The 16,819-nt window shown below is 66.6% G+C and carries 14 protein-coding genes; 12 read left to right on the top strand and 2 right to left on the bottom strand.

Annotation, left to right across the window (positions count from 1 at the left end):
- Positions 1-96 precede the first annotated feature (96 nt).
- From LMA02_RS30645 to LMA02_RS30695, 11 genes are all read left to right on the top strand, one after another.
- A complete protein-coding gene (locus LMA02_RS30645; RefSeq protein WP_416378703.1) occupies positions 97-987 on the top strand; it encodes a transporter substrate-binding domain-containing protein in 891 nt (296 codons plus the stop codon).
- A 92-nt stretch (positions 988-1,079) separates the two neighbouring features.
- Positions 1,080-1,802 carry an ABC transporter permease gene (locus LMA02_RS30650; protein ID WP_175662447.1) on the top strand — a complete coding sequence of 241 codons (723 nt, stop codon included), beginning with the start codon at positions 1,080-1,082 and terminating at the stop codon, positions 1,800-1,802.
- 12 nt (positions 1,803-1,814) lie between these two features.
- Entirely contained in the window at positions 1,815-2,561 is a 747-nt protein-coding gene (locus LMA02_RS30655) for an ABC transporter permease (protein WP_228910466.1), read from the top strand.
- Positions 2,562-2,589: 28 nt separating this feature from the next.
- Positions 2,590-3,381, top strand: a complete 792-nt coding sequence (locus LMA02_RS30660; protein WP_011660730.1) for an ABC transporter ATP-binding protein — start codon at positions 2,590-2,592, stop codon at positions 3,379-3,381.
- Between the two features lie 7 nt (positions 3,382-3,388).
- Positions 3,389-4,882, top strand: a complete 1,494-nt coding sequence (locus LMA02_RS30665; RefSeq protein WP_228910467.1) for an HAL/PAL/TAL family ammonia-lyase — start codon at positions 3,389-3,391, stop codon at positions 4,880-4,882.
- A gap of 55 nt (positions 4,883-4,937) precedes the next feature.
- Positions 4,938-5,693, top strand: coding sequence for a histidine utilization repressor (gene hutC, locus LMA02_RS30670; RefSeq protein ID WP_228910468.1), 756 nt, complete (start codon positions 4,938-4,940; stop codon positions 5,691-5,693).
- Positions 5,694-5,779: 86 nt separating this feature from the next.
- Entirely contained in the window at positions 5,780-9,235 is a 3,456-nt protein-coding gene (locus LMA02_RS30675) for an adenylate/guanylate cyclase domain-containing protein (protein WP_228910469.1), read from the top strand.
- A gap of 76 nt (positions 9,236-9,311) precedes the next feature.
- Positions 9,312-10,361: a patatin-like phospholipase family protein gene (locus LMA02_RS30680; protein ID WP_228910470.1), complete on the top strand. Its 1,050-nt coding sequence runs from the start codon at positions 9,312-9,314 to the stop codon at positions 10,359-10,361.
- 138 nt (positions 10,362-10,499) lie between these two features.
- Positions 10,500-11,039 (top strand): hypothetical protein, encoded by a 540-nt coding sequence (locus LMA02_RS30685; protein WP_228910867.1) that lies wholly within the window; start codon positions 10,500-10,502, stop codon positions 11,037-11,039.
- A gap of 149 nt (positions 11,040-11,188) precedes the next feature.
- On the top strand, positions 11,189-12,118 hold the full coding sequence (locus tag LMA02_RS30690) for a VOC family protein (protein ID WP_228910471.1): 930 nt from the start codon (positions 11,189-11,191) through the stop codon (positions 12,116-12,118).
- Positions 12,118-13,587, top strand: a complete 1,470-nt coding sequence (locus LMA02_RS30695) for an alginate export family protein (protein ID WP_228910472.1) — start codon at positions 12,118-12,120, stop codon at positions 13,585-13,587. Before LMA02_RS30690 ends, LMA02_RS30695 begins: the two co-directional genes overlap by 1 nt.
- 18 nt (positions 13,588-13,605) lie before the next feature.
- Here LMA02_RS30695 and LMA02_RS30700 read toward each other — a convergent pair whose 3' ends face one another.
- Positions 13,606-14,511, bottom strand: a complete 906-nt coding sequence (locus LMA02_RS30700; protein WP_228910473.1) for a LysR family transcriptional regulator — start codon at positions 14,509-14,511, stop codon at positions 13,606-13,608.
- A gap of 242 nt (positions 14,512-14,753) precedes the next feature.
- Here LMA02_RS30700 and LMA02_RS30705 point away from each other — a divergent pair, with 242 nt between their 5' ends.
- On the top strand, positions 14,754-15,695 hold the full coding sequence (locus LMA02_RS30705; protein ID WP_228910869.1) for an MBL fold metallo-hydrolase: 942 nt from the start codon (positions 14,754-14,756) through the stop codon (positions 15,693-15,695).
- A gap of 127 nt (positions 15,696-15,822) precedes the next feature.
- Here the strand turns inward: LMA02_RS30705 and LMA02_RS30710 are convergent, their stop codons facing one another.
- Positions 15,823-16,731, bottom strand: a complete 909-nt coding sequence (locus tag LMA02_RS30710; RefSeq protein ID WP_228910871.1) for an AraC family transcriptional regulator — start codon at positions 16,729-16,731, stop codon at positions 15,823-15,825.
- Positions 16,732-16,819: the final 88 nt, after the last annotated feature.

Genomic DNA, 16,819 nt, shown 5'->3' on the forward strand with positions numbered 1-16,819 from the left:
TTTACGCGGTTTTTTTTGATCGCTGCTTGTCTCGCTGTTTTTCTTCTTGCATGCTTGTATAGACAAATTCCTGAGGCGGCTTGCTGCACCGAAGGGATGGCGAACTTCAACGCAAGGAGAACTCTCGTGAACGGCAAGCGCATCAAATGGGCAATCAGGACGATCGGCGCCATCGCGGCCGCGGCGGCAACGCTCGCCGCACCGGTGCAGGCAAAGGAATGGAAGACGGTGACGGTCGCGCTCGAAGGCGGCTACGCACCGTGGAACCTCACGCTGCCGGGCGGCAAGCTGGGCGGTTTCGAACCGGAACTGCTCGCCAACGTATGCGAGCGGATCAAGGTGCAGTGCAACATGGTCGCGCAGGATTGGGACGGCATGATTCCCGGTCTGCAGGCCGGCAAGTTCGACATCCTGATGGATGCGATCTCGATCACGCCGGAGCGCGAGAAGATCCTGCTGTTCTCTCGTCCGTATGCGGCCACGCCGGCGACCTTCGCCGTCACCGATACGAAGATCCTGCCGAAGGCCGCGCCCGGCGCGCCGATGGTCAAGCTGACCGGCGACGCGAATGCCGACAAGCCGACCGTCGACACGCTGCGCAAGCAGCTCAAGGGCAAGACGATCGGCATCCAGTCGGGCACCGTCTATACGAAGTTCATCAACGACAGCTTCAAGGACATCGCGTCGATCCGCGTGTACAAGACGTCGCCTGAGCGCGATCTCGACCTCGTCGCGGGCCGCATCGACGCGTCGTTCGACGACGTCACGTACTACGCGGCGAACAACACGAAGAAGGACAACGCGTCGATCGTGCTCGCGGGGCCGAAGCTCGGCGGACCGATCTGGGGCCCGGGTGAAGGGCTCGCGTTCCGCAAGCAGGACGCCGACCTGAAGACGAAGTTCGATACGGCGATCGGCGCGGCGCTCGCGGACGGCACCGTGAAGAAACTCGCCGACAAGTGGTTCAAGACCGACGTCACGCCGTAAGCGCGTGTCCGGCCGCCGCCGCGTGAGCGGCTCGAACGACGCGCGGCGGCACGCATCCTGCGGATTCATCCAACACTTGCCGGGAGGCACGCATGGCGATTCTTGAAATGCTCGGCTTCGGTACCGAGGGCTGGGGCGGCGTGCTGTTGCTCGCCGCGCTGATGACGGTCGCGCTGACGCTCGCCGCGCTCGCGGTCGGCGCCGTGATCGGCGCGGCGATCGCGGCGGCCAAGCTGTCGCGCCACCGCAGCGCCCGCCTGCTCGGCGACCTGTACACGACGGTGTTTCGCGGCGTGCCCGAACTGCTCGTCATCTATCTGTTCTACTTCGGCGGCTCGACGCTCGTCACGACCATCGGCCAGTGGTTCGGCGCGGAAGGCTTCATCGGTGTGCCGCCGTTCGTGATCGGCGCACTCGCCGTCGGGATGATCTCGGGCGCCTATCAGGCCGAGGTGTATCGCGCGGCGGTGCTCGCGGTGTCGAAGGGCGAGCTCGAAGCGGCGCGCTCGATCGGCATGCCGCGCGCCATGGTGCTGCGCCGCATCCTGGTGCCGCAGGTGCTGCGTTTCGCGCTGCCCGGCATCGGCAACGTATGGCAGCTGAGCCTGAAGGATTCGGCACTGATCTCGGTCACCGGCCTCGCCGAACTGCTGCGCACGAGCCAGATCGCGGCGAGCTCGACGCATCAGTACTTCGTGTTCTTCGTCGCGGGCGGCGCGCTGTACCTGGTCATGACGGGCCTGTCGAACCGCGTGTTCAACCGGGCCGAAGCGATCGTCGGCCGCTCGTTCCGCCGCAATTTCGCGCGCAACTGACGGAGAGCACGCATGTCACTCGATTTCGATTTCCTCTTCGGCACGCTGCGCCAGCTGCTCGCGGCCGTGCCGACCACGCTGGGCCTGTTCTTCGCGTCGCTCGTGCTCGGCGGCCTGCTGTCGCTCGTGATCGTCACGATGCGCGTGTCGCCGCACTGGCTGCCGAACCGCTTCGCGCGCGCGTACATCCTCGTGTTTCGCGGCTCGCCGCTGCTGATCCAGATGTTCCTCGTGTATTACGGGCTCGGCCAGTTCGGCGTGATCCGCGAAAGCTTCATCTGGCCGCTGCTGCGCGAGCCGTATGTGTGCGCGGTGCTGTCGCTCGCGCTGTGCACGGCAGGCTACACGGCCGAGATCCTGCGTGGCGGGCTGATGGCCGTGCCGGTCGGGCAGATCGAGGCCGGTTATTCGATCGGCCTGTCGGGCTTCGCGCTGCTGCGCCGCGTGATCGGCCCGATCGCATTGCGCCAGTGCCTGCCCGCGTATTCGACCGAAGCCGTGCTGCTGGTGAAGTCGACCGCGCTCGCCAGCCTCGTGACCGTGTGGGAGGTGACGGGCGTCGCGCAGCAGATCATCCAGCAGACCTACCGGACGACCGAGGTGTTCGTGTGCGCGGCCCTGATCTATCTGGGCCTGAACTTCATCGTCGTGCGCCTGCTCGGCGCGCTCGAATGGCGACTCTCCGGCCACCTGCGTGCGCCGAAGCCATCCGGTGCGTCCGCCGCGGCGTCACGCAATCCCCGGCGCGTTGCGTCCTGAGCGTCCCCGTCCTTTCCCGGAGAATCCGATGAACACCGCTGCTCCCGTTGCGCTGTCGGTCAAGAACATCCACAAGTCGTTTGGCGATCATCACGTGCTGAAGGGTATCTCGCTCGACGCGCACGAGGGCGACGTCATCTCGATCCTCGGCGCGAGCGGCTCGGGCAAGAGCACCTTCCTGCGCTGCCTGAACCTGCTCGAAACGCCCGACGACGGCTCCGTCGCGCTTGCCGGCGAGGAACTGAAGATGAAGCGCGCACGCGACGGCAAGCTGCAGCCGGGCGACCGGCGGCAGGTCGATCGCATCCGCTCGCAGCTCGGGATGGTGTTCCAGAACTTCAACCTGTGGTCGCACATGACCGTGCTCGACAATCTCGTCGAAGGGCCGCTGCGCGTGCTGAAGCGCAGCCGCGCGGAAGCGGTCGAGGAAGCCGAGGCGCTGCTCGCGCGCGTCGGCCTCGCGGACAAGCGCGGCTACTATCCGGCGCACCTGTCGGGCGGCCAGCAGCAGCGCGTCGCGATCGCCCGGGCGCTCGCGATGCATCCGAAGGTGATGCTGTTCGACGAACCGACGTCGGCGCTCGATCCGGAGCTGGTCGGCGAAGTGCTGCGCGTGATGCGCTCGCTCGCGGAGGAAGGGCGCACCATGCTGGTCGTCACGCACGAAATGGGCTTCGCGCGGCACGTGTCGAATCGCGTGATGTTCCTGCATCAGGGCGAGGTCGATTCGGACGGGCCGCCCGACGCGCTGTTCGGCGGCCAGTGTTCGGAACGCTTCCGCCAGTTCGTGTCGAGCCATCACGACCGCGCCGCGAACTGAGGACGTCATGACCGTATTCCGTTCTGCACGGCCGCTCGACTGGCGGCAGATTGCGGCCGTCGCGGCCGGCGAACAGTTGGCGTTGACCGACGAAGCGCGCGGGCGGATCGCCGCGGCGCGCGAGCTCGTCGATGAGATCGTCGCGCGCGGGATTCGCGCCTATGGCGTCAATACCGGCGTCGGTGCGCTGTGCGACGTGATCGTGTCGCCGGCCCAGCAGAGTACGCTGTCGCGCAACATCCTGATGAGCCACGCGGTCGGCGTCGGCATGCCGCTCGGCGCGCCCGAAACGCGCGCGATCATCGCGGCGGCGATCAACAACTTCGCGCATGGGCATTCGGGCGTGCATGCCGATGTCGTCGAACAGCTCGTCGCGCTGCTCGAACACGATTGCCTGCCCGAGGTGCCGGCGCACGGTTCGGTCGGCTACCTGACCCACATGGCGCATGTCGCGCTCGTCTGCATCGGGCAGGGTCATGCGCGCCATCGCGGCGAGCGCATGCGCGGCGACGAGGCACTGCGCCGCATCGGTCGCGAACCGCTCGCGCTCGGGGCGAAAGAAGGCCTGAGCCTGGTCAACGGCACGCCGTGCGTGACGGGGCTCGCCGCGTTCGCGCTGGCTCGCGCGGAGCGGCTGCTCGACTGGGCCGACTGGATCGCGGCGGCGAGCTTCGAGAATCTCGGCGGGCAGCTCGCCGCGTTCGACCCGGCGTCGCTCGCGCTGCGGATCTCGCCCGGCATCGGGCACGTCGGCGCGCGCCTGCGGGCGATGCTCGCCGACAGCCCGATGCTTGGCGCGGCGAACGGGCGGCATACGCAGGATCCGCTCAGCCTGCGCACGATTCCGCACGTGCACGGCGCGGCGCGCGACGTGTTCGCGGTGACGGCGGAAGTCGTCGACCGGGAACTCGCGTCCGTCACCGACAATCCGATCGTCGCCGGTACGCGCGACGCACCGGTCGTTCATTCGCAGGCGCATGCGGTCGGCGCGGGCATCGCGCTGGCCATGGACAGCCTCGCGGCCGCGATGGCGCAGGTGGCGGCCATCGCCGAGCGGCGTCTGGACCGTCTCGTCAATCCGCTTGTGAGCGGGTTGCCGGCGTTTCTCGCGGCGCCCGGCGGCACGTGTTCGGGCTTCATGATCGCGCAGTACACGGCGGTCGCGCTCGTCGCGCAGAATCAGCGACTCGCGGCACCGGCGAGCCTCGACGGCGGCATTACGTCGGGGCTGCAGGAAGATCATCTGTGCCACGCGACGCCTGCCGCGCTGAAGGCGCTTGACATCATCGAGAATACGACGCGCGTGCTCGCGATCGAGCTGCTGGCCGCCGCGCAGGCCTACGATTTGCAGGCGAGCGGAGCGGCGCGTGCCGCGTCGACCGATGCGCTGTGGCGACAGGTGCGCGAACGTGTGCCCGCGTATCACGACGACCGGCCGCTTGCCGACGACATCGCGATCGCGGCCGGGATCGTCGCGGGCGTGCCGCCGTCCGTGCTGTAGCGGTGCGAGGGATGACGGGCGGCGGGGCATCCAACCTTCAATCGGTCGAGGGCGCATGAACGAAACGGAACGATACACACCGGCGCGTCGGGCGAGCACGTCGGGCGACGACGTGCCGGCACGCGCGCTGCCGGCGTACCAGCAGATCAAGCGCTACGTCGTCGAGCGGATCGCGAAGGGCGACTGGAAGCCAGGCGGCGCGATTCCGACCGAGGCCGAGCTGGTCAAGGAGTTCGGCGTCGCACGGATGACGGTGTCGCGTGCGCTGCGCGAGCTGACCACCGAGCGCGTGCTGACGCGTATCCAGGGCGCGGGCACGTTCGTCGAGCGCCGGCATTACGAATCGACGGTGCTGGAAATCCGCAACATCGCGGACGAGATTGCGGAACGCGGTCATCGGCACAGCGCGCGCGTGTTGCTGATCGAGCGCAGCGTCGAGCCGGAAGCGATCGATGCGCTGGGGCTTCGTGCGGGGCCCGTGTTTCATTCGCGCATCGTGCATTACGAGGAGGACGAGCCGATCCAGTTCGAGGATCGATACGTCAATCCGGCCTTGTTTCCGGACTATCTGGAGCAGGATTTCACGCTCGAGACGCCGAATCACTACATGGTGCGGCTCGCGCCGATCCAGCGCGCGGAGTTCCGGATCTACGCGGAGAAGCCGAATGCGCAGGTGCGTCGGCATCTCGTGATGGAGATCGGCGAACCGTGTCTGCTATTGCGGCGCCGCACGTGGGTCGGCGAGCAGGTCGCCACGTCGGTGAGGCTGTGGCATCCGGCGTCGCGGTTTCATCTGGCGGGGAAGATGTAGGGTTAATTGGCGCCGGTTTGGCCTGAATACCCGCGGCGAGTGGCGCATAATGTTTTGAGGTCGACCCTTGGCAGGAAGAGGGTTTTATGCGCTGCACACTATGCGGGTCCGAGAATCCTCCCGGTGCGAGGTTCTGCCAGGAATGTCAGGCCGCGCTGTCCCGCACGTGTCCGCATTGCGGACATGACGCCGAGCCCGCGGCCCGCTTCTGCAGCCATTGCGGAGCGTCGTTGGCGACACCCGCGGCTGCGCCGCCGCCTTCCCGGCAATCGGCCCGGGAGCCCCCGCCAACCCCCGTCCATTACACGCCGGATCATCTTGCCGAGCGAATCCGTGCCGAGCATGCGGCGATGGAAGCGCGCGGCGAGCCCGCCGGCGAGCGCAAGACCGTGACCGCGCTGTTTGCCGACATGGCCGGGTCGACCGCGTTGATCCACGACCTCGATCCCGAAGTGGCGCATCGCCTGATCGTGCCCGTGGTCGAGCTGATGATGGAAGCGGTCCATTACTACGAAGGGTACGTCGCGAAATCGCTCGGCGACGGCATCCTCGCGCTGTTCGGCGCACCGATCGCCCACGAAGACCATGCGCAGCGCGCGCTCTTCGCCGCATTGCGCATGCAGCAGGCGATGCGCCAGCATGGCGATCGCATTCGTCTGCAGGAAGGCATTCCTCTGCAGATCCGCGTCGGCGTTCACACGGGCGAGGTCGTCGTCCGGTCGATCCGCACCGACGACTTGCACACCGAGTACGATCCGCTCGGACATACGATCCACATCGCGTCGCGGATCGAGGGCATCGCAGCGCCCACGTCGATTCTCGTCAGCGAGTCGACCCACAAGCTGGCCGAGGGCTATTTCGAATTCAAGGCGCTGGGCGCGACGCAACTCAAGGGAATTCCCGCGCCGCTGTGCGTCTACGAGGTGCTGGGCCTGGGCGCGTTGCGCACGCGCCTGCAACTGGCGGCGCACCGCGGCCTCGCGCGGTTTGTCGGCCGTGAAACGGAAATGGACCACCTGAACCGCGCGCTGGACACCATGCGGGCCGGGCACGGACGCGTGGTCGGCGTGGTGGGCGAAGCCGGCGTCGGCAAGTCGCGCCTGTTCCACGAGTTCAAGGAGCGTTCGCGGCGTGGCGCGCTGGTGCTGGAGACGTTCTCGGTATCGCATGGCAAGGCGTTTCCCAATCTGCCGCTCATCGAACTCCTGAAGAATTATTTCCAGATCACGACCCAGGACGACGAGCGGCGCTGCCGGGAAAAGGTCATCGGCAAGGCGCTCACGCTCGAGCGCAGTTTCGAGGACCTCGTGCCGTACGTCCTCTATCTGCTGGGCATCGGTGAAGGCGGCCCGGTGCTCGCCGAGATGGATCCGCAGATCCGGCGCGAGCGCACCTTCGACGCGATCAGGCAGCTGCTCGTGCGAGAGAGCCGGAATCAGCCGGTCCATCTGCTGTTCGAGGATCTGCAATGGCTGGACCGTGAAACGGAAGCCTTCCTCACGTACCTGATCGACCACGTGCCGGACGCACGCATCCTGCTCCTGGTGAACTACCGGCCCGAGTACCGGCCCGCGTGGGCTGGCGCGGCGCACTGGAGCACGCTCCGGCTCGAACCGCTGGGCCCGTCGGATGCGCAGGGACTGCTCACGGCGCTGCTCGGCGAGGATCGCTCGCTCGTGCCGCTGAAGCAGCTCATTCTGGAGAAGACGGAGGGCAACCCGTTCTTCATGGAGGAAGTGGTCCAGACGCTCGTTGAAGAGAAGTCGCTGCTCGGCGACGCAGGGCGTTACCGGATCGAGGAGACACCGGCGACGCTGCACATTCCCACCACCGTGCAGGGCGTGCTGGCTGCCCGGATCGACCGGCTGCCGCTCGACGAAAAGGAACTGCTGCAGGCGCTCGCCGTGATCGGCCACGAGTTTCCGTTCAGCCTGATCCGGCGAATTTGCGGCGAGGCGCCGGCACGGGACGACGAACTGCGGCGTCTCCTCGCGCATCTGGAAGCGGCGGAGTTCATCTACGAGCGCCCTGCCTTTCCCGAAGTCAATTATTCGTTCAAGCACGCGCTGACCCAGGAAGTGGCCGGGCGCTCGTTGCTCACGGAGCGGCGTACCACGCTGCACGAGCGCACCGCGCAGGCGATCGAGGTGCTGTTCCCGACGCGCATCGCCGATTACTGCAGCGAGCTTGCGCACCACTACAGCCAGAGCGGAAACATTCCCAAGGCGGTCGAATACCTGCATCGTGCGGCCCAGCAGGCGTTGCGCCATGCCGCCCATCACGATGCCATGAATCACCTCGGCGCGGCGCTGGCGTTACTGAAGGGCTTGCCCGACACACCCGTGCGTGCGCATTGGGAGCTGACACTGCTGCTTTCCCTCGGGCCGGTCTTGATGGACGTGCGAGGGTATGGCGCGACCGAGGTCGGTGCCATCTATACGCGCGCGCTCGAGCTGTGCGAGCGGACCGGAGAGGCGTCGCAGCGCTTCGCGACGCAACTGGGATTGCGGATGCACCACGTGGTGCGCGGCGAGTATGCGCTCGCGACCGATCTCGGCAAGCAGATGCTCGATACGGCCCGGGAGGCGAATGATCCGGACTTCCTCATCGAGGCACATAGTGCACTGGGTTCGTGCTTTTTTCTGCAGGGCGATTTCGGCACGGCTCGCACGCACCTCGAACAGGCCCGTGCGATCTACGATCCGGAGCAGCATCAGGCGCACGTGTTCGCACACGGGGTGGATCCCGGCATCCGGGCGCTCAGTTTCCTCGTGCTGACCCTGTGGATTCAGGGGTATCCCGACCAGGCGCTCAAATGCAGCGCCGAAGCACTGGCGCTCGCACGGAGCCTTTCTTACGGGCCTTCCCTGGCGTTCAGCTTGACCTACACCGCGCACTTGCACCAACTGCGGCGCGAGCCGCTGCTTACCGCCGAGCGTGCTGAAGCGGTCATTGCCGTATCGACCGAGCACGGGTTGCCGTACTGGCTCGCGTGGGGAACGGTGCTGCGCGGCTGGGCGATGAGCGCGCAGGGAAACATCGAGGACGGTATCGCGCAGATGCGGCGGGGCCTCGACGCGCAGCGGGCAGTCGGCGGCGAAGACCAGCGTCCTTATTCTCTCGCGTTGCTCGCCGACAGTTACTGGCGCGCGGGCGACAAGCGCTCGGCACTCAGCATGCTGGACGAGGCCAGGGCGATCGTCGAGCAATCCGGCGAGCATTGCTACGAGGCCGAGGTGTACCGGCTCACCGGAATCTATCTGGCTGACGGCGCGGGCAAGGAAGGCACGGCACCCGAACGCGACGACGAAGCGGTCGACTGCCTGAACAAAGCGATTGCGCGAGCGCGCCAGCAGGGTGCCAGATCGCTGGAACTGCGGGCGGCGTCGGACCTCGCCAGGTTGTTGCAACGACAGGGAAAGACCGTGGAGGCGACGCAAGCGCTGTCCGAGGTGTACGCCGGCTTCACGGAAGGCTTCGACACGAGCGACCTGAGAGAGGCCAAAACGCTGCTGGATGCATTGGGCGCGCGCGCGGAATGAACGGGCCCGCGGCGCACGACGACGCATCGTGTGACCGCGTGCCGCCCGCGCCCTGCCGCTGCTTGAGGAGACGGGCATGACAATCACGCACACAAGACGTCACCGCGATGTCCCGCGCAAACCGGTCGCGCTGGCGTTGCAGGGCGGAGGGATGCACGGCGCCTTCACCTGGGGCGTGCTCGATCGGCTGATCGAAGACGGCAGGCTCGAAATCGAGGGCGTCAGTGCCACCAGCGCCGGCGCGATGAACGCCACGGTACTCGCGTACGGGCTGTTGCAGGGCGGCGAGGACGGTGCGCGTCAGGCACTGCACGACTTCTGGGAGGCGGTGGCGCAATCGGCGGAGCACTACAACCCGCTGCGCTGGGCGCCCTGGCTGAAGGGCACGCACAGCTTCGGGCTCGATCATTCGCCGATTTATGCGTTCGCCGACATGATGCTGCGCATTTTCTCGCCCTATCAGTTCAATCCGAACAACCTGAATCCGCTGCGCGAGGTGCTCGAGCGCCGGGTCGACTTCGATGCGCTGCGCAAGCACTGTCCGATCCGGTTGTACCTGTGCGCCACCAACGTCGAGACCGGGAAGATACGCATCTTCACGGGCGAGGATGTCAGCGCCGACGCGGTGCTTGCGTCGGCATGCGTGCCGACCCTGTTCCAGGCGGTCTCGATCGATGGCGAGTTCTACTGGGATGGCGGCTACATGGGTAATCCGGCCATCTATCCGCTGATCTACAACTGCGCGACGCGCGACGTCGTGATCGTGCACATCAATCCGCTCGTGCGCCGAGGTGTCCCCATCACGGCCGCGGAAATTCTCAACCGTATCAGCGAGATCAGTTTCAACTCGTCGCTGATGCGCGAAATGCGCGCCATCGCGTTCGTCACCGACCTGATCCGGGACGGCACGGTCAAGCGCGGCGACATGAAGGAAATGCTGATCCATTCCATTCGCGCGGACGACGCGCTGAGCGCATTGAGCGTGTCGAGCAAGTACAACGCGGATTGGGGATTTCTGAGCGAGCTGCGTGACCACGGGCGGCGCGAAGCGGACGCGTGGCTCGCGCATCATTACGGAAACATCGGACAGCGGTCCAGCATCGACATTCGCAGGGAATTTTTCTGAGCGCATCGCGCTCATGTCGGCATGGGGCGATCGTGCGTGGGCGCCCCGCACCAAGGAGCGAACGTGAACCGGACGCAAGCGCGGTTCGTTGCGTTGTGGTCATGCTGCGGCGGCGCACGTGCCGAGAATGTCTATCGCATGCTGGCGTGCCGCTATGCGGAGCCGGCGCGCCATTACCATACGCTCGTGCATGTACGGCGCTGCTTGCGTCATCTCGACCTGGCGCGCGGCGCGATTCCCGAACCGGAGGCGGTCGAGCTCGCGCTCTGGTTCCATGACGTGATCTTCGTGCCTGGCGCGCAGGATAACGAGCAGCGTAGCGCCGACTGGTTCCGGCGCCAGGCGGATGGACGCATCCGCGCGTGCGACCCGGTCTGCGCGATGATTCTCGCGACCACCCACGCGGGCCCTGCCGCGGAACCGGATACCTGTTTCGTGTGCGACATCGACCTGGCCGTGCTCGGTGCGTCTCGCAGCCGGTTTCGCGAAGACGGGCGGCGCCTGCGGGCCGAGCGCCCGGATCTCGACGACCGCGCTTACGATCGTCTTGAACGTGCCATTCTGCGCGGGCTGCTCGAACGCCCGCGCATTTATCTGACCGATTTCTTCTATACGCGCTGCGAGGCGCGCGCGCGCGGGAATCTGAGCTGGCGGCTGGGTTTGCCGATACCGGGGTGACGGCGAGCATTTTCGATGAAGTTGAGCAGCCCGGGCGGCATATTCAGAACAATTCAGGATGCCGCCATGACATTCAGGCCCGCCTTCACTAGTCTGTTTCGAACCGCCGCACGGGCAGCACGCCTGTCGGCAAGCTCAAGGAGAACTCGATGATTGCACTGAAGTTGCGACAGGTATTGCTGACGACGGCCGTATTCGGCGCATTGCTGGTGAACGCGCCGGCCCATGCCGATACGACGCGTCTGGTCGAGTCCGCATCCGGGCGTGTACCGGCCGTCACGGTCGGCCCGCAATACGATACGACGCACGTGTGCGTCGCGCCGGAAGATTTCGACCGCTTTACCGACAGCTTCGTCGCGACGTTCGGCGGCAAGAAGTCGAAGCAGGGCGTGTTCCAGGTCACGCCGACGCCGAGCCAGACGATGTCGCAGCTCGTGCTCACCCCGGTCGGCACGGTGTCGGTGTTCGGCTTCAAGACGCCGATCCCGTACCCGTTCTGTGAGGAGCGCACCGGCTATCTCGTCACCGACATGGACGTCGCGATGAAGTCGGCGCGCGCGCACGGCGCGGACGTGATCGTCGACACGTTCCCGGATCCGATCGGCCGCGATGCGATCATCCGCTGGCCGGGCGGCGTGAACATGCAACTGTACTGGCATACCGAAGCGCCGCACTACGATGCGCTGCAGACGGTGCCGGAAAACCGCGTGTACGTGTCGCCGGAAAGCGCGAACAAGCTGGTGCGCGATTTCGTCGCGTTCTCGCGCGGCAAGGTCGTGTCGGACGTGCGCCACGCACCGGGCGTCGAGATCGGCCGGCCGAACGATACCTACCGCCGCATCCGCATCGAATCGGGCTTCGGCAAGATGACCGTGCTCGCGACGGATGGCCGTCTGCCTTACCCGTTCGGCCGCGAGATGACGGGCTATGAAGTGTCCGATCTCGCCACCACGTTGAAGCAGGCGCAAGCGGCCGGCGTGACCGTGCTCGTGCCGACGTTTGCGTCGGACGGCCGCGACGCGGCGCTCGTTCAGTTCCCCGGCGGCTATGTCGCCGAGATCCACGCGCGGTCGAAGTAATGGGACATCGGTCGAGGCAACGTGCGTGGCGGGGCGTCCTGCCGACCGCCATGCTGGCGGCAGGCGTCGCGACGTACGCCGGTACGGCGGCCGGTGCCGACGCATCATCGGCCACGGCCCCCGCCACGGCCCCGGCCGCCGGCACGTCGTGCACCGCGAAGCGGCCCACGGTGCTGTTCAACCGCTGGCAGGAAGACTGGTCGGTACTCGCGAATCCGTGCGTGCCGCGCAAGCCGCTCGACGCGTTGAAGTACATCCCGCTGGGCGGCGATCCGTCGACCTACCTGTCGCTCGGCGCGAACCTGCGCGAGCGCTTCGAGCTGAACAACGCGCCGCTGTTCGGGCTGGGCGCCGCGCATGACGACAATTACGTGATCCAGCGTGCGAACGTGCACGCGGATCTGCGCTACGCCGGGCATTTCCAGGCGTTCTTCCAGCTCGTCGATTCCCGGCCGTTCGGCAAGGATACGGTCGGGGTGGTCGATCGCGATCAGCTCGACATCGAACAGGCGTTCGTCGCGTATGTCGATCAACTGGGCGGCGGCACCTTCAAGGCCCGCATCGGCCGGCAGGAGATGGCATTCGACTTGCAGCGGTTCGTGTCGGTGCGCGACGGGCCCAACGTGCGTCAGGCGTTCGACGCGCTGTGGGCCAATTACGAAATCGGCAAATGGCGGCTGATCGGCTATGTGACGCGCCCGGTGCAATACCGCAACGACGCGGTGTTCGACGACGTCTCGAACCGGCACCTGAGATTCGACGGCGTGCGCGTCGAGCGGAGCGGCACCGGTCCTGGCGACCTGTCCGCGTACTGGTCGCGCTATACCCGCGACAACGCGCGCTATCTCGCCGGGGCCGGCACCGAACGACGCGACGTGTTCGACATGCGCTACGCGGGCAAATCGGGGCAATTCGACTGGGACGCCGAGGCGATGCTCCAGACCGGGCACATCGGACCGGACACGATCGGGGCGTGGGCATTCGGCACGCTGGCCGGCTATACGTTCGCGAAAACGGCCGGCACGCCGCGCATCGGCATTCAGGTCGACGGCGCATCGGGCGACAGGCATCCCGGCGACGGGCGCATGGGTACCTTCAACCCGCTGTTCCCGAACGGCTATTACTTCACGCTCGCCGGCTACACCGGCTACAGCAACCTGATTCACGTGAAGCCGTCGCTGACGTTCAAGCCGGCCAGCAACGTGACGGTGATGACCGCGGTCGGCTTCCAGTGGCGCGCGACAACGGCCGACGCGATCTACGGGCAAGGGATGTCGGCGGTGCCCGGCACGGCCGGCAAGGGAAGTGCGTGGACCGGCATGTATGCGCAGGCCCGCGTGGACTGGCTCGTCAATGCAAACGTGGCGCTTGCCGTCGAAGCCGTGCACTTCCAGATCGCCGATTCGATTCGTGCGCTCGGCGCGCGCAATGCCGACTATGTCGGCATGGAGGCGAAGTTCGGCTGGTAACACCGCATGCCGTGCGATTCAGCACGGCGTGCGAGCCAGCGCCTCGACAAAATCGATGAACGCCGTGACGCGCTTCGAGCCCCGCTGATTCGGCAGGTAGAGCGCGGTGACGATCGAGCGTGCCGCGTCGGGCACGACGTCGTACTGTTCGAACAGCCTGCGCAGGCGGCCCGCCCGGACGTCGGCATCGACCAGCCAGTCGGGCAGCAGCGCGATGCCGCCGCCATCGAGCGCGGCGGCGCGCAACACTTCGCTGTGGTTCGATTTCAGTCGCCCGGTGACGAGCACCTTCGTCGCGCCGTGCGCGTCGACAAACGACCATGCCTGCTGGTCGCCACCGAAGTGAAAGCGCAGGCATCCATGATCGACCAGCTCACCCGGCATCGATGGCGTGCCGTGCGCATCGAGATAGTCGGGGCTCGCCACGACATACCGCCGGAACGTGCCGAGCTGGCGCGCGACGACCTCCGCGGACGGCGCGGCTTCGCCGAGCCGGATCGCGACGTCGATCCGGCTGGTGACGAGATCGACGCGTGCGTCGGTGAGTTGCAGATCGAGGTCAAGCCTGGGATAGCGCGCGAGGAATGCGCCGACGTGCGGTGCGATGCGGTGCATGCCGTATGCGACCGGCACGGACACCCGCAGCGGTCCGGACGGTTCGTCGCCGCGATCGGCGACGAGTGCATCGGCCTCCGCGACCGCCTCGAGCAGCTGCTTCGCCCGTGCATAGTAGACGGCGCCCGCATCGGACAACGTGACCTGTCGCGTGGTGCGGTTCAGCAGCACGGTGCCGAGCGATGCCTCGAGCGCGTCCACCGCGCGCACCACCGACGAAGCGGCGAGATCGAGGCGGCGCCCTGCGCTGGAGAAGCCGCCGGCTTCCGCTACTTCAACGAACGCGCGCAGCGCGGAGAATTTGTCCATGTCGTCGTCGGGGTGCGTGTCGCTGTCGCGACGATGCGTTGCATGCCGTTCGCATTCTATCGCCGGCCGGGGACCGTGGATCGCGCCGCATCCCGCGTTCAGAACGATTCATGCGTCGCGCAGGATTATTCCCGGTCCTGACGGTTAAGCTCGACGTCACGGCATCACGTCGATACGCAAACTCGGGATCGGACATGAAGAAGAACTTGAACTGGTGTACACGCGTGGCGCGCGCGGGCCGCATGCTGCTCGTCGTGGGGTGTCTCGGCAGCCTCGCGTCGGCCGCGTTCGCGGACGAGCCGGGCGGCGGGCGCCAGCCGCCCGGATTCTATCGGCAGAAGCTCGGCAGCCTGCAGATTGTCGCGTTGTCGGATGGGACGCATCCGTTTCCGATCGATACGGTGTTTCGCGATGTGTCGAAGGAGGCCATCCGGCGCGATCTCGATCGCGAATTTCTCGAGCCGCCGGTTCAAGGGTCGATCAACGCGTTCCTGATCGACACCGGGTCGAAGCGGATCCTCGTCGACACCGGCGCCGGCGTGCTCTATGGCGACTGCTGCGGCAAGCTGCTCGCCAATCTGCGCGCGGCCGGCTACGAGCCCGGGCAGATCGACGAAGTGCTGCTCACGCATCTGCACAAGGATCATGTCGGCGGTCTGGTTTCGAACGGCAGGATGACCTTTCCGAATGCGACCGTCCGCGTGAACGAGATCGAGGCGAAATACTGGCTCGATCCGGACGGCAAGGCGCAGGCGCCGGCGTTCCTGGCGTCATTTTTCGATGCGGCGGCCGCATCGGTCGCGCCTTACGTCGCGGCCGGGCGCTTCAGCACGTTTCGCGGCGAAGCGACGCTCGCGCCCGGCATTCGCGCGGTGCCGATGCCGGGTCATACGCCGGGCCATACGGCCTATCTGATCGAGAGCGGCAATGCCGGGCTGCTCGCGTGGGGCGACATCGTCCACGTCGCGGCGATCCAGTTGCAGGACACCGCCGCCACCGTCCAGTACGACACCGATGCCGATGCGGCTCGCCGCACGCGGCGCGACACGCTCGCGCGCGTGGCGGGCAAGCGTTATCTGGTCGGTGCCGCGCACATCGCGTTTCCCGGGCTCGGGCATTTGCGAAAAGACGGCGAGGGCTACGACTGGGTGCCGGTCAACTACGACGCGACGCCGCTGCAATAGCGCCTGTTCACGCCAATCACGCAGGTTTCGCCGTTGAAAAAAATCGTTCGTCGCGCCGGGCGTGGCCGGTGGCCGGTGGTCGGCGCGAGCCCGTGACCGGCCTGAACGGGCTCTCGGCAGCGGCGGCTCAGCGCGACATGCCGCGCCGCCATGCGCCGGGCGGATGGCCGACGATGCGGGCGAATAGGCGGTTCAGATGGCTCTGGTCCGCGAAGCCGCAGGCGGCAGCGATTTCCGCGAGCGTCATGTCGGTCGTCTCGATCAGTTGGCGGGCGCGGACCACGCGCTGTTCGAGCAGCCATTGATGCGGTGTGCGTCCGGTTGCCCGCGAGAACGCGCGGATGAAATAGCCGCGCGACAGATCGCATTCGTTGGCGACTTCCTCGATCGACACGCCGAGGTCCGCCTTCTCCATCAGAAGCTCCTTGGCGAGCGCGACCTTGACCGGCGACAGGGTGCCCTTGCGCTCCAGGTCGCGCGCGCGCGCATTGCCGTACCGGCAGGCCAGATGCGTGCCGATCGCGAGCCCCATCTGCTCGACGAACAACGCGTTCAGCGCGCCGGCTCCGTCGAGGCTGTCGGCGACGGCTTGCGCGAGGTGGCCCAGCACCGCGTCCTGCACGTCGGGCGCGCAACTCAGGCCGCCGATTTCCAGACCGTCGTGCTCGCGGCCGAGGTCGCCCAGATAGCGATGCGACAGCTCGACGAGGACGAAATCGAACTGGCCGTAGAGGTCGGCGCGGAAATTCCGCGAAAAGTCGCGAATGTAGATGGAGTTGTGCTGAAAGCGCCGCTCGGATTTGCCGGACCCGCGGTAGATCGTCCGCCGGTGGCCGGCGTTCAGCGATACGCCGATCAGGAAGCCGCGATCGCTGGCCGCCATCTCGATGCGCTCGAACTGTTCGTCGCGCATGCATTTGCGATGGAGCGTCAGGCCGCCCGCGGACCTTTCAATATCCTTGGATAGCAGGTTCGCGATGCAGCCGAGCGTGTCTTTCGGTGGTGCCGCGGGTGGCGCGGCGAGGGGGTCTGGCATGGCGGAGAATCCTTCGGAGTCGGACGGCGGGCGAGCATCGTTGCGTCCGGTACATACAGCGAGCCCGATAGGCCGAGGATAACTTGAA

Source organism: Burkholderia sp. B21-005, from assembly GCF_020843965.1.
Classification (GTDB): domain Bacteria; phylum Pseudomonadota; class Gammaproteobacteria; order Burkholderiales; family Burkholderiaceae; genus Burkholderia; species Burkholderia ambifaria.

Bases quoted from the DNA above. Each gene is read 5' to 3' on its own strand.
- LMA02_RS30650 (WP_175662447.1), top strand. From the start codon at position 1,080: ATGGCGATTCTTGAAATGCTCGGCTTCGGTACCGAGGGCTGGGGCGGC.
- LMA02_RS30685 (WP_228910867.1), top strand. From the start codon at position 10,500: ATGCTGGCGTGCCGCTATGCGGAGCCGGCGCGCCATTACCATACGCTC.
- LMA02_RS30705 (WP_228910869.1), top strand. From the start codon at position 14,754: ATGCTGCTCGTCGTGGGGTGTCTCGGCAGCCTCGCGTCGGCCGCGTTC.
- hutC (WP_228910468.1), top strand. From the start codon at position 4,938: ATGAACGAAACGGAACGATACACACCGGCGCGTCGGGCGAGCACGTCG.
- LMA02_RS30690 (WP_228910471.1), top strand. From the start codon at position 11,189: ATGATTGCACTGAAGTTGCGACAGGTATTGCTGACGACGGCCGTATTC.
- LMA02_RS30660 (WP_011660730.1), top strand. From the start codon at position 2,590: ATGAACACCGCTGCTCCCGTTGCGCTGTCGGTCAAGAACATCCACAAG.
- LMA02_RS30675 (WP_228910469.1), top strand. From the start codon at position 5,780: ATGCGCTGCACACTATGCGGGTCCGAGAATCCTCCCGGTGCGAGGTTC.
- LMA02_RS30700 (WP_228910473.1), bottom strand. From the start codon at position 14,511: ATGGACAAATTCTCCGCGCTGCGCGCGTTCGTTGAAGTAGCGGAAGCC.
- LMA02_RS30645 (WP_416378703.1), top strand. From the start codon at position 97: ATGGCGAACTTCAACGCAAGGAGAACTCTCGTGAACGGCAAGCGCATC.
- LMA02_RS30665 (WP_228910467.1), top strand. From the start codon at position 3,389: ATGACCGTATTCCGTTCTGCACGGCCGCTCGACTGGCGGCAGATTGCG.
- LMA02_RS30680 (WP_228910470.1), top strand. From the start codon at position 9,312: ATGACAATCACGCACACAAGACGTCACCGCGATGTCCCGCGCAAACCG.
- LMA02_RS30710 (WP_228910871.1), bottom strand. From the start codon at position 16,731: ATGCCAGACCCCCTCGCCGCGCCACCCGCGGCACCACCGAAAGACACG.
- LMA02_RS30695 (WP_228910472.1), top strand. From the start codon at position 12,118: ATGGGACATCGGTCGAGGCAACGTGCGTGGCGGGGCGTCCTGCCGACC.
- LMA02_RS30655 (WP_228910466.1), top strand. From the start codon at position 1,815: ATGTCACTCGATTTCGATTTCCTCTTCGGCACGCTGCGCCAGCTGCTC.